Annotated in this window: 10 protein-coding genes; all 10 read left to right on the forward strand. The window is 50.1% G+C overall.

The window, feature by feature from the left end:
* Positions 1-36 precede the first annotated feature (36 nt).
* The 10 genes from CF651_RS16595 (at position 37) to galU (ending at position 12,697) form a co-directional block, all read left to right on the forward strand.
* The gene (locus tag CF651_RS16595) at positions 37-657 is read left to right on the forward strand and encodes an acyltransferase (RefSeq protein WP_245855960.1); all 621 of its coding nucleotides are present in this window, start codon (positions 37-39) and stop codon (positions 655-657) included.
* 24 nt (positions 658-681) lie between these two features.
* Positions 682-1,887 (forward strand): glycosyltransferase, encoded by a 1,206-nt coding sequence (locus tag CF651_RS16600; RefSeq protein WP_094015980.1) that lies wholly within the window; start codon positions 682-684, stop codon positions 1,885-1,887.
* A gap of 7 nt (positions 1,888-1,894) precedes the next feature.
* On the forward strand, positions 1,895-2,947 hold the full coding sequence (locus tag CF651_RS16605; RefSeq protein ID WP_094015981.1) for a glycosyltransferase: 1,053 nt from the start codon (positions 1,895-1,897) through the stop codon (positions 2,945-2,947).
* Positions 2,944-4,104, forward strand: coding sequence for a polysaccharide pyruvyl transferase family protein (locus CF651_RS16610; protein ID WP_094015982.1), 1,161 nt, complete (start codon positions 2,944-2,946; stop codon positions 4,102-4,104). The genes CF651_RS16605 and CF651_RS16610 overlap by 4 nt, the downstream gene beginning before the upstream one ends.
* A 38-nt stretch (positions 4,105-4,142) precedes the next feature.
* Positions 4,143-5,342, forward strand: coding sequence for a glycosyltransferase (locus tag CF651_RS16615; RefSeq protein ID WP_094015983.1), 1,200 nt, complete (start codon positions 4,143-4,145; stop codon positions 5,340-5,342).
* 5 nt (positions 5,343-5,347) lie between these two features.
* Positions 5,348-6,544: a glycosyltransferase gene (locus CF651_RS16620; protein WP_094015984.1), complete on the forward strand. Its 1,197-nt coding sequence runs from the start codon at positions 5,348-5,350 to the stop codon at positions 6,542-6,544.
* Positions 6,545-6,657: 113 nt separating this feature from the next.
* Positions 6,658-7,860 (forward strand): glycoside hydrolase family 88 protein, encoded by a 1,203-nt coding sequence (locus tag CF651_RS16625; RefSeq protein ID WP_094015985.1) that lies wholly within the window; start codon positions 6,658-6,660, stop codon positions 7,858-7,860.
* An 18-nt stretch (positions 7,861-7,878) separates the two neighbouring features.
* On the forward strand, positions 7,879-9,438 hold the full coding sequence (locus CF651_RS16630; protein ID WP_094015986.1) for an MATE family efflux transporter: 1,560 nt from the start codon (positions 7,879-7,881) through the stop codon (positions 9,436-9,438).
* Positions 9,439-9,967: 529 nt separating this feature from the next.
* The gene (locus CF651_RS16635) at positions 9,968-11,800 is read left to right on the forward strand and encodes a polysaccharide biosynthesis protein (protein WP_094016125.1); all 1,833 of its coding nucleotides are present in this window, start codon (positions 9,968-9,970) and stop codon (positions 11,798-11,800) included.
* An 18-nt stretch (positions 11,801-11,818) separates the two neighbouring features.
* Entirely contained in the window at positions 11,819-12,697 is an 879-nt protein-coding gene (gene galU / locus CF651_RS16640; RefSeq protein WP_094015987.1) for a UTP--glucose-1-phosphate uridylyltransferase GalU, read from the forward strand.
* Positions 12,698-12,709: the final 12 nt, after the last annotated feature.

Raw genomic sequence — 12,709 nt, forward strand, 5'->3', positions numbered from 1 at the left:
TTTATTGTGAATATATGTTCCGGGAGAGAACGAATCATGAATCTGTTACGAAAAGGGTTTGCGACGATTGTCGCGGAATGTCGGAATCGAGGGGCTTATTTTACAGCCATTATGTATGCGGGGCATATCGTCGGGCTGCTGCGGGGCCTGTTCTTCCGAGCGGTATATTATAAAAACATCAAGGCCTCCCTGTTTTTTCTCCAGGCGAACAGCCGGATCGAGGTGTTCAGCAAAGCCTCAAGGGTGACGATCGGACGTTTTGTCTACATACGCAAAAATGCCAGCCTCCGGGTTGACCTTGGCGGGGAGCTGCATCTCGGGGACAAGGTATTCATCAACGACAACTGCAATATTAACTGCGTCGGCAGGGTAAGCATCGGCGCCCATACCAAAATAGCTCCGAACGTCTGCATTAACGACCACGACCACAATTATAAAAGCTCCTCCAACGACCATCTGCTCATCGGCGAAGTGACCATCGGCAGCAATGTGTGGATCGGCTCCAACGTAGTCATCCTGCGGGATACGACTATCGGGGATAACGCCGTGATTGCCGCCGGCAGCATTGTGAAGGGCAACGTTCCGTCCGACACGGTCTTTATGAACAAAAGAGAAAGACACTATATTCCTTATGCCGCTGCATCGGGGGCCCCATAATATGCGCTTCTGCGAGGGAGTTTTATGAAAAAAAACATTCTCATTGCTATCTACGATATGGAAATTGGCGGAATCGAGCGAAGCCTGATTAACATGCTCGAATGCTTCGATTATGAGAAGTACAACGTAGACCTGCTCATCTACCATCATACCGGCGATTTTATGCATCTCATCCCGGATCAGGTTCACCTGCTGCCGCAGATAGAACCATACACCGTATTTCGCAAGCCGATCTCCCAATGTATTCGGGAGGGGCATTACACCGTTGCATTAATCAGGGTAATATCCAAAGCTATTGCGGGCTTCAAAGCGAGAAGGCGCCGTCTGAAGGAAGGCTCAGGCTATATCCAAATGCAGCTTTCGCTCCGGTACTCCTGTTTGTTTCTGCCCCGCCTTCCCAAAGCTTATGACCTCGCGATCAGCTATGCATGGCCGCATGACATCATTGCGGAGAAAGTCACTGCCGCCAGGAGGATAGCCTGGATTCATACGGATTACAGTGAGCTTGAAATTGATCATTCACTTGATCTGAAAGTCTGGAGCAAGTTTGATTATATCGTGTCCATCTCGGACGCCGTCACCAGCGCCTTCGTCACCCAATACCCCACACTTGCCGGCAAAATGAAGCTGATCGAAAATATTACTTCCCCGGCCTTCATCCGGAAAATGGCGGAGGAGGACCCGGTGACCGCTGATGATACGTTCCGTAATTCATTCAACATCGTATCCGTAGGCAGGCTGTCCTACGTCAAGGGCTTTGACATGGCCATCAAAGCATTGAGAATTTTGCATGACCGGGGGCTTACCCATATCCAATGGCGCATCGTGGGCTACGGAGGCTTCGAGCCGGAGCTGAAGGCGCTCATCGCTGAATATGGCCTGCAGGACAGCTTCATTCTGGTAGGAAAAAAAACGAATCCGTACCCGTATATCAAGGCCTGCGATTTATACGTCCAGCCTTCCCGGTATGAAGGCAAGGCGGTCACGGTAACGGAGGCCAAAATATTGGGCAAACCGATCCTGATTACAAGATATCCGACGTCCGCCAGCCAGATTGAGGAGGGAGTAGATGGGATCACCTGCGAGCTGAGTCCCGAAGGGATTGCCGATGGCATTGCCTACTTGTACAACCATCAGGAGATCCGCCATACGCTGATGAATAACATCAGGGATAAAGATTTCGGTAACGATAACGAGCTGCGCAAGCTGGAGTTACTAGTAGAGGGGTGAAGAGGCAATGAGCTGTGCGGTAAGCATCATCATACCGGTGTATAACGCGGAAGCCTATTTGGCTCCTTGTATTGAATCCCTGCTCCGCCAAACGCTGAAAGCGTGCGAGTTTATTTTCATCGACGACGGCTCCAGAGATAACAGCTCGGCCTTGATCGAGAAATATCGGATGCAGGATGACCGGATCCAGCTGATCCGGCAGGCGAATCAAGGGGTTAGCGCTGCGAGGAATGCGGGACTGGAGCGGGCGAAGGGGGAATACATCGGCTTCGTCGATGCGGATGATGATATCGAGCCGGATATGTATGAAACGTTGTACGCCGCCGCGAAGCGGGAGGCTTGCGATGTGGTGATTTCCAACTTTGAATATGAAATGGAAGGCCGCACCCGCGTGACCCGGTATCCGTTTCCGGTGGAGACGGTTCTAGAACGCGAGTATATTGAGCGGGAGCTGCTGCTTTATTTTCTTAAAGCCGAAAATTTAAACTCCGTGTGTAACAAGCTGTACAGGAGAGCCTTGCTCCAGGAGCATGATGTGTCGTTCCCAAGAGGAGTCGCCTTAGGAGAGGATAGGCTGTTCAACTTGTCCTTTTTCAGCCATGCAGGAAGAACGGTTTACGTGGATTATACCGGTTATCATTACAAGGAGGTCATCGGAAGCGCCACCCGCAACATTATGGAAAAAGACTATTTCAGTCGAGCGCTGGAGGTGTATCAGTACGAGCTTCCTGAAATATTCACTCGTCAATTCCGGCAAAATGAGATCCAGCGCTTAAAGTCGCTAAGACTCATTAAAAGCGTCATGTCCTATATTTACATCTATTTCATGCCGTCCCAAGAAGTCAGCTTCAGGCAAAGATATGCCTACGTCAAGCGAATGATAAACAATCCTTGCGTAAGGGATGCACTGCCGGCGTATGTAGAGGAGCAGCACGCGCATGCGGGCAGGTATGAACGATTCATTACATTTTTTATGAAAAGCAAGCTGGTCCTGGGGCTGTATTGCGCGACTTGGTATAGCAGGTCCAAGAACAAACAAACCGGAGGAGTCACGATATGAAAATCATGATGTATTCGCACGGCGGGAGCTTGAACAGGGGATGTGAAGCGATCGTTCGTTCTTCGACCGAGCTGATCAAGAAAAGAATCAACGGGGCGAAGGTGTACTTGGCTTCGCAGAAGCCGGAGACGGATACCGTCATTACGAACCTGGACGGCATTTATGACGGCTCTCCGCAGCCGATCAGGAAATTTTCGCTGGATTGGGCGGTAGCCGCCCTTTATCTCAAGCTGTTCAAGAATGAATCCTATGCCTTAAGCAGAATAGAGGGCAAGACGATCCGGCGTATTCGGGATATGGACGTATGCTTATCCATCGGCGGGGATAATTACTGCTACGGGGAGCAGCCGGGGTGGTATGAGATCAACCGCCGGGTAAAGCAGCAGGGGAAAAAGCTTGTCTTATGGGGCTGCTCGATCGGGCCGGAGGACATGTCGCCAACAAAGCTGGAGGACCTACGGCAGTACGACTTGATTCTGGCCCGCGAAACGTTGACGTACGGCATGCTGGTCGGACACGGGCTCACGAATGTGAAGTTGTGCGCAGACCCGGCTTTTACGATGAACAAGGAAGAGCTGGCTTTGCCCGAGGGCTGGCAGAAGGGGAATACGGTAGGCTTGAATTTCAGCCCGCTCGTATGGAAACGGAATACGCAGTCCCAGACAGCAGTGAGGGATCTGATCCAGCATATTCTGAAGTCCACCGATCTCACGATTGCGCTCACGCCGCATGTCGCTCAAGAGGGCAACAACGATTACGAAGTATTGCAAACCTACTACGAGCAATTCAAGCAAACCGGTCGAGTGCTGCTGCTGCCGGAGCATTTGAACGCCGAGCAGTACAAGGGATATATTGCGCGGATGCGGTTTTTTATCGGCGCACGCACCCATGCCACCATTGCCGCCTATTCCAACTATGTGCCGACGATGGTGCTGGGCTACAGTATTAAATCCAAGGGCATCTCCAAAGATATTTTCGGCGAGGAAAAGCTGGTGCTAGGCATTGAGCAAATCTCAAGCAGCAGCAACCTGATCGCGGGCTTTGACGAGCTGGTCCGAGAGGAAGAGGCGATTCAACAGAAGCTGCGCAAATCGATCCCTGCCATTCAACAAATGTCCGTCAAAGCGGTCGACTATTTGCATGAATTAGTCATGTAGCGCAGCTGGCCTGCGAATCTTTGAAGCTGAGGTATATTATGAAAAAAAACATCCTGTTCGTGATGCCGAGCTTGACCGCCGGCGGTGGTGAGAAAAGTCTGGTAAACCTGCTGTCGCATATTGATTATGAGCAATACAATGTCGACTTGTTTCTATTGAACCATGAGGGGATCTTCATGGAATTTCTCCCCAAAGAGGTCAGGCTGCTGCCGCTGCCGGAATCGTATCATTTGTTCGTATTGCCTCTCGCGAAGTCGATCCTGAAGCTGCTGGCCAAGGGCAAGGTATCGCTAGCCTGCAACCGGCTCCTGTTTACACTCAACAACAAACTATCGAGCAACAGAATCCGAAGCGAGCAGCATAACTGGACCTATCTGGCCAAATCGCTGGAGATCATCCCTAAGAAGTACGATGTGTCCATCGGTTTCCTGGAGAAGACATCCACCTATTTTTGCGTCGATAAGGTAGAGGCCTCCAAAAAAATTGGCTGGGTGCACATCGATTACGACAAGCTGGGAATGGACCCTAAATTGGATATCGGCTATTTCAGACAGCTTGACCATATTGTTACCGTTTCGGAAGAATGTGCAGCTATTTTGAAGAACCGGTTTCCCGATCAGCAGAGCAAGGTGGAGGTCATTTACAATATCGTTTCTCCGTCGATGATTCATAAGATGGCCGATCAAGCCGAACGGAATGTGTACAACAAGAGAGAGGATGAAATAACGATTCTTTCGATAGGCCGTCTGCACTATCAGAAGGGCTTCGAGCTGGCCATTGAAGCCTGCAGGCAGCTGGTGGACCGGGGCTACAACATCCGGTGGAGCATTATAGGCGAGGGTGAGGAGCGGGAGAAGCTGGAGCGGCAAATTCGCGAGCTCGGCCTGGAGCGTTATTTCCACCTGCTCGGATTGAAATCGAATCCGTACCCGTTCATCAAGCAAGCGGATATTTACGCGCAGCCGTCCCGCTTTGAAGGCAAATCGATCGCCATTGATGAGGCGAAGATTTTGAACAAGCCGATCCTGGTGACCAATTTCAGTACGGCCAAGGATCAAATTCATGACGGTGTGGATGGGGTTATCGTGGACATGAACCCGACAGCCGTTGCCAACGGCCTGGAGAAGCTCATTCAAGATCGTGGCTTGAGAAAAACACTCGTTTCCAACCTGGCCCGGCTGAAGCTGGGAACCGAAGCGGAAATCGATAAGCTGTACAGTCTTTTTGCGAGCAGGTGACTCATGTGAAAATCAAATTGTTGTTCGTGATGAACAAGCTGACATGCGGCGGGGCGGAGAAGGCTCTTATTTCCATGCTGGAAACGATCGATTACAGCCGCTACGACGTAGATCTTTTTTTATTCAAGCATGAGGGCGTGTTCTTAGGCAAGCTGCCCAAGCCGGTTCGCCTGCTGCCCGAGCCCGATCAATACAAGTACTTCGATATGCCTGTCAAACGGGCATTAACCGAGCTGCTCGGCAAAGGAAAGCTTCAAATCGCTTTGTACAGGCTGATACTGGGATGGATGGCCAAGACGGAAAAGAACGGTGCCGTCATTGAACAGAAGCTGTGGAAATATATGTCCAAAGCTATTGCCAAGCTGCCTCAGGAGTATGATGCTGCTATCGGTTACCAGGAGAAAAATCCGATTTATTTCTGCGTGGACCATGTGAGAGCGAAAACAAAAATCGGATGGATCCATACGGATTACAGCAAATTAGGGATTGATCCGAGCAGAGAGAGCCCCTACTTCGGCGAACTGGATTATATCGTGACGGTGTCCGACCCGCTGGTCGACATTTTGAGAACGATGTTTCCCCAATATTCCGGCAAGCTGAAATGCGTTCATAATATTATTTCCTCGAACGTGGTCAGAGAGCTGTCCCTGGAGCCTGTTGACTTCCAGCCGGGCAACGCTTCATCCGTTTCCGTTATATCCGTTGGGCGTCTCGCCAAGGAGAAGGGATTGGAAATCTCGCTGGATGCGATCGATATCCTGGTCAAGAAGGGATATGATATCCGCTGGTACGTGATTGGCGAAGGCAACCTGCGAACGGAGCTGGAGACCGGCATCAAGAACAAGAAGCTTGAGGACAGAGTGACATTGCTGGGTTTAAAGGAAAATCCGTACCCTTATATCCGCCAATCGGATATTTATATCCAAACCTCAAGATATGAGGGCAGATCCATTTCCATTGAGGAAGCGAAAATTTTGGGCAAGCCGATCGTCATTACGAATTTTGACACGGCGTCTAATCATATCCGGCATGAGAGCAACGGACTGATTGCCCGAATGGATGCCGAATCGGTAGCGTCCCAGCTGGAGAGAATGATTCAGGAAGAAGCGCTGCAGCGTCAATTCACCGCTAACCTGAAGAAGGAAGACTTCGGTACGGAAGACGAGATCGACAAGTTCTACCAATTGGTCCAAGTCGTTTAATTACATTTTCAGGGAACATTACATCGGAGCAGTGTGCGCATATGTCCCAGGCGCTTGAAAAAGTGGTCGGGTATGTGAAATAAAGATGCCAATAGGAGAGGATAGTCGAAATTATGATCTTGGAAAGTATGGGGTACGCGCTCGGGATTTTGATGCTGGTTGTCATCCTGCTGGATGTGATTCCCCAGTTGGCGGACTGGGTAGGACGGATTCATATTGGCCGATTCGATAACGAAGCGTCATGGAATGAGGCGATCACGGATCGAGGCATTCAATGGCTGAGGCATACGCCCAAAATCAAAGTAACGGACAACACCAGATTCGTCGTTATCGATATACTGAAGGGAAACTATACGAAGGCAGCGATCCAGCATTGGCAGGAGGCTTCTTTACTGCTGGGCATGGCCGAATATTTGCGGCACCATGACGACCCGCGGGCCAAGCAGCAAATTCGCGGTTATGTAAGCAAAACATTCGATGCCAACGGCGGGTGGGTATCCCGTCCCGAGCATATCGACGGTGCTATTTTGGCCTATGCGTTGATGAAGCTGGACTTCCTGGATCCGGATCATTATAAACCGGCACTGGATGCCACGTGGGAAATGATCCAGGAGCATATCGGCCAAGACGGGACGGTCGAATACAGGAAGTATATGAAGAGCTACAGGTATGTGGATACGATCGGGTTCATCTGCCCTTTTCTAGTGGCATACGGCCTTCGTTACGGCAAAGAGGAGTGCATTGAGCTGGCTGTCAAGCAGATCAAGGAGTACGAACGCTACGGTCTGCTGGAGCAGCACGACCTGCCGTGCCACGTCTACAAGCTCGACAATAAGGCTCCCCTCGGCTTATATGGGTGGGGAAGAGGGCTGGGATGGTTCGCAATCGGCCTGATTGATGCCTGGAACGAGCTGCCGCAAGCGCATAAGCATAAGTCCGGGCTGGAGGAAATTGTACGCAAATTCGCCAAGGCGGCCATACGTTTTCAGCAGAGCGGCGGGCACTGGAACTGGACGGTTACCCGGGGGGAGACGAGACCGGACTCCTCGGCCACAGCTACGTTAGGCTGGTTTCTGCTGCATGCCGCACGGATCGACTCGATATCGGAGGAATGCATGGCATCTGCGTACCAAGCGATCCGCTACTTAATGAAGGTGACCCGAAGGAACGGAGCCGTCGATTTTTCCCAAGGGGATACGAAGGATATTGGTGTATATTCAACGCTGTTCAATATCCTGCCCTTCACGCAAGGGTTCTGCATCCGGTGCATCCATGCGTACCGGCATCAAGCGGCAGCGTACAAGAAGACAGCTTAGCGGAGGCGGAGGCAGGCCATGAGAACCAAGCATTCCATCATCAACATTTCGGTTGGACTGGGCAACCAGCTCATTATTACGCTGCTGAGCTTTTTCTCGCGGACCGTATTCATTCAGACGCTGGGCATCGAATATTTAGGGGTCAACGGGCTATTCACGAACATTCTCGCCATGCTGTCCCTTGCCGAAGCGGGGATTGGCTCCAGCATTATCTACAATTTGTATAAGCCTGTAGCGGAGCAGGATAAAGAAAAGATTCTGATGCTCATGAAGCTGTATAAAAAGGCGTATCTCGTCATAGCCTTAATTGTGCTGCTGCTGGGGCTTTCCGTGATGCCTTTTCTGAATCATGTTGTAAAGGATACGACGGTGGAGCACCTTCACCTGATTTATCTTGTTTTTCTGATCAACACGGTAACGCCGTATTTTTTCCAGCATAAAAGCTCGTTCCTGAACGTTTCGCAGAAAGGCTATATCATCACCGGGGTGTTCTCGGTTTCGTCCATTTTGTCGATGTGCCTGAAAATCGCGATTTTGTATGCTACGCAAAATTATATTTTATATTTGATTATTGACAGCTTCATCACGATAGCGAACAGTGTTATTTTGTCCTTCATCGTTGACCGGATGTACCCTTTTCTTAAGGAAAAGGTGACGGCCGCCCTGGATGCCGCAACCAAAAGCAACATCATCAAGAACGTCAAAGCGATCGTATTGCAAAATGTAGGCACCTACCTTATTTTCGGTACCGACAATATTATTATTTCGACCTATGTCAGCATAGCGGCCGTCGGCTTGTATTCGAATTACAATATGCTGATCGATATTTGCAGGACGTTTATCAATCAAGTGTTTAACAACATCTATCACAGCGTGGGCAACCTGGTAGCGAAGGAGAGCAAGGACAAAATCTACAGCGTGTACAAAGTGACCTTATTTCTCAACTTTTGGCTGTACTCCTTTTGCTCCATCTGCTTGTACATTCTTATTGAGCCCTTTATTACGCTGTGGCTCGGACCGCAATTTTTGATGGAGCCGATCGTGCTGATTGTATTAGCCGTCACCTTTTATGAGCGGGGCATGCGTAATTCGATCAGTACGGTCAAAACGACTGCAGGTATATTTCACGAAGACCGGTATGTTCCGCTTGTCCAGGCTGCCATCAATCTTGTATTCTCGATTGTTCTTGTGCAGCACATCGGGATTGTGGGCGTGTTTCTGGGAACGTTAATCAGCGCCTTGGCTATGCCGTTCTGGACGACGCCGTATCTGGTGTATAAGCATGTATTCCAGAAGCCCTTGCGGCATTACTACACCCGCTATTTGTATTACACTGCCGTTGCGGCGGGAGCTTGTATCGGAACGAGCGTATTATGCAGTCTCATTCCGGCGGTCACGGTATGGGGCCTTGCCGGCAGAGGTCTGGTTGCCCTGGTTGTGCCGAATGTCGTGTATGCCGTGTTATTTTATAAGACGGACGAATTCAAGTACCTTCTCGGGATCGCTGTGCAGCTTGCCGGCGGTTTGCTGAAGCGGTTCAGAAGAGTGGCCGAAAGGGACGTTTCTTCGGTAGAATAAGGCCTCAGACGCATACGACAATCGAATTCCAAGGAAACTAGGTATTTAGTATTGACACATTCTTTATAAAGAACTACAATAAAAACAAGAGGTGAGAAAAACGCCTATTATTTTTTTGTTTACATGTTCTTTATAAAGAACGTCCGGGTGAGAAATCACCAAAATTCGCACGATTCTCCATGATTTTGCCCCTTAGAGCTCACTTGATGACCCCAATCGTATGTTCCAAGCGAAAGTTGAACTCACGTACCTATTTTGTCGCATGAACAAATTTTTTTTGCATAAACGTTCTTAATAAAGAACCTTAAGACTGCATATATTGTTGAACGAGAGTTCCGGTGATGTCTCCTGGCCGTTATCAAGGGAGGCACTCGACCATGCTGTGGGTTGAAAAAGACCTTAGACGCGAGTCGTCAAAGGTGTGGTGTGAGGAGGGGTTCGATGCCCTTAACACATTAAAGTGTTTAATTATATGGTCTTTGCTGCAAAGGCCTTATACTTAAGAACTTTATTGAGAGGGTGAATGTTTTTGTCATACCGTCAAAGGTTATCCATACTCATTATGGCTGATTCATGCATTGTATTGACCTCCATTTTCTTCAGCAGGTTTTTGTTAAGTGCCGATCTCCACGTGATTACTTTTCCGTTGGTCGTCAGTTCTATTACTTTGCTGCTCAGTCATCACGCGTTTTCGATGATTTACAAGCTGTACCGCAAAGCGTGGGAATACGCCAGTATCGGGGAGCTTCTGTTTATTCTCAAAGCGGTGACGTTCTCCATTGCTGCGGCAGCCGTTATGCAGGAGATCATTGTTCAAGATATTTACTTCAGGCTTCTTGCGGTCACCTGGATGCTTCACATGCTGCTGATCGGCGGTTCCCGCTTTTGCTGGAGGCTTCTGAGGGATACGTACATCAGGAAGGCCGACCATAAGAAACGGACCTTGATCATCGGTGCCGGCTCGGCAGGAACCATGGTGGTCCGGCAGCTGAGCAAGAACAACGACGCGGAATTGCTGCCCGTTGCTTTCATTGACGATAACGTCAAAAAGCAGCATTTGGACATTTTGGGCCTGCCCGTTATCGGAGGCATCGACAAGCTGCAATGGGCTGTGGAGGAATATAACATTGACTATATCGTCATCGCCATACCTTCCCTCGGCAAGAAAGAGCTCAACACGATATTCCAGGAATGCGCCAAGACGAAGGTCAAAACGAAAATATTGCCGATGCTCGAGGACCTTGTGACAGGGAAGCTGTCGGTAAATCAATTCCGCGATGTGCAGGTGGAGGATTTATTGGGCAGGGAGCCGGTGGAGCTGGACATTGAAAGCATCTCGGGCTACATCTCGCAAAAGGTGGTCTTGGTCACCGGTGCCGGCGGCTCGATCGGCTCGGAAATATGCCGTCAGGTGGCGAAGTTCGCGCCTCTGAAATTGATTTTGCTTGGGCATGGGGAGAACAGCATCTATTCCATCGAAATGGAATTGAGAGATACTTACGGGCATATGCCTATGGAGCTGATTACCGAGATTGCAGATATCCAGGACGGAACCAAAATCAATGCGATTATGAACCGTCATCGTCCGGCTGTCGTCTATCATGCCGCTGCACATAAGCATGTGCCTCTGATGGAGCGCAACCCGGAGGAGGCCGTCAAAAATAACGTCATCGGCACGATGAATGTAGCCAGGGCGGCGAGCAAGTACGGCGTCGATACGTTCGTCATGATCTCGACGGATAAGGCGGTCAACCCGACCAGCGTCATGGGGGCGACCAAGCGGCTGGCCGAGATGATCATTCAGGATATGGACCGGAACAGCGATACGAAGTTCGTAGCGGTCCGTTTCGGCAATGTGCTCGGCAGCCGGGGCAGCGTTATTCCGCGGTTCAAGCAGCAGATTGAGAAGGGCGGCCCGGTGTCCGTTACGCATCCGGAGATGATTCGGTACTTTATGACGATACCGGAGGCCTCCCGCTTGGTCATTCAAGCCGGTTCTCTGGCCAGAGGTGGGGAAATCTTCGTGCTGGACATGGGTGAGCCGGTGAAAATCGTTGACCTGGCCCGAAATTTAATTAGGCTGTCCGGCCATTCTATTGAAGATATCGGTATTGAATTTACCGGCATGCGGCCAGGGGAGAAGCTGTTCGAGGAGCTGCTCAAGGCGAACGAGGTGAATGAACAGCAGGTCTATCCGAAAATTTATATCGGCAAGACGGCAGACTTATACATGGAAGAAATCAAAAAAATGATATCCATTTACGCCACACTGGATAGGGCGAGCTTGAGGGAGCAGCTGTTGAATTTGGCTAACAGCAACCATGTCATCCCGATGTCCAAAAAATTGATTTCAATTGGTTAAAAAGGAGTGTAATACACGATGAAAGTAAGAAAAGCAATTATTCCGGCGGCGGGACTCGGAACCCGGTTCCTTCCTGCAACCAAGGCAATGCCTAAAGAGATGCTGCCCATCGTAGACAAGCCGACCATTCAATATATTGTTGAGGAAGCGATTGAGTCCGGGATTGAAGATATTATTATTGTTACAGGTAAGGGCAAGCGGGCGATTGAGGACCATTTCGACAGCTCCTTTGAGCTGGAGCAGAACCTGATGGAGAAGCAAAAGTTCGACCTGCTCAGCGAGGTTCAAAAATCGTCGAACATGGTGGACATTCACTATATTCGGCAAAAGGAACCGAAGGGCCTGGGGCACGCGATCTGGTGCGCGCGCAATTTTATCGGCGATGAGCCCTTTGCCGTGCTGCTGGGCGATGATATTGTCCGGGCCGAGAAGCCGTGCCTGAAGCAAATGATCGAGCAGTTTGAGCGCTATAGCTCTTCAATTATCGGAGTGCAGCACGTCTCGGACGACGATGTGTCCCGATACGGGATTGTCGACGGTGTCGGGCTGGGCGAGCGTCTATACAGCATCAACCACTTGGTGGAGAAGCCGAAGAAGGAAGAGGCTCCTTCGAACCTTGCGATACTCGGACGGTATATTTTGACGCCGCGGATTTTTGAGATCCTGGGGAATCAGAGGCCTGGAGCAGGCGGTGAAATTCAGCTGACCGACGGAATCGAGGAGCTGAACCGGCATGAAGCGGTCTACGCCTATGACTTTGAAGGGATCCGTTATGACGTCGGCGAGAAAATGGGCTTTATCCAAACGACTATCGAATATGCGCTGCAGCGGGAGGATTTAAGATACGGGCTGCTGCATTATCTCTCCAGGCTTATGGAGAAAGAGTTAATTAAGTAGGTGGGCGCGCAG

The sequence above is a fragment of the Paenibacillus rigui genome, assembly GCF_002234615.1.
In the GTDB taxonomy this organism is placed as follows: domain Bacteria; phylum Bacillota; class Bacilli; order Paenibacillales; family NBRC-103111; genus Paenibacillus_S; species Paenibacillus_S rigui.

Excerpts from the sequence above, each read along its gene's own strand:
- CF651_RS16625 (WP_094015985.1), top strand. The coding sequence starts at position 6,658 with ATGATCTTGGAAAGTATGGGGTACGCGCTCGGGATTTTGATGCTGGTT.
- CF651_RS16610 (WP_094015982.1), top strand. The coding sequence starts at position 2,944 with ATGAAAATCATGATGTATTCGCACGGCGGGAGCTTGAACAGGGGATGT.
- galU (WP_094015987.1), top strand. The coding sequence starts at position 11,819 with ATGAAAGTAAGAAAAGCAATTATTCCGGCGGCGGGACTCGGAACCCGG.
- CF651_RS16630 (WP_094015986.1), top strand. The coding sequence starts at position 7,879 with ATGAGAACCAAGCATTCCATCATCAACATTTCGGTTGGACTGGGCAAC.
- CF651_RS16615 (WP_094015983.1), top strand. The coding sequence starts at position 4,143 with ATGAAAAAAAACATCCTGTTCGTGATGCCGAGCTTGACCGCCGGCGGT.
- CF651_RS16605 (WP_094015981.1), top strand. The coding sequence starts at position 1,895 with ATGAGCTGTGCGGTAAGCATCATCATACCGGTGTATAACGCGGAAGCC.
- CF651_RS16595 (WP_245855960.1), top strand. The coding sequence starts at position 37 with ATGAATCTGTTACGAAAAGGGTTTGCGACGATTGTCGCGGAATGTCGG.
- CF651_RS16600 (WP_094015980.1), top strand. The coding sequence starts at position 682 with ATGAAAAAAAACATTCTCATTGCTATCTACGATATGGAAATTGGCGGA.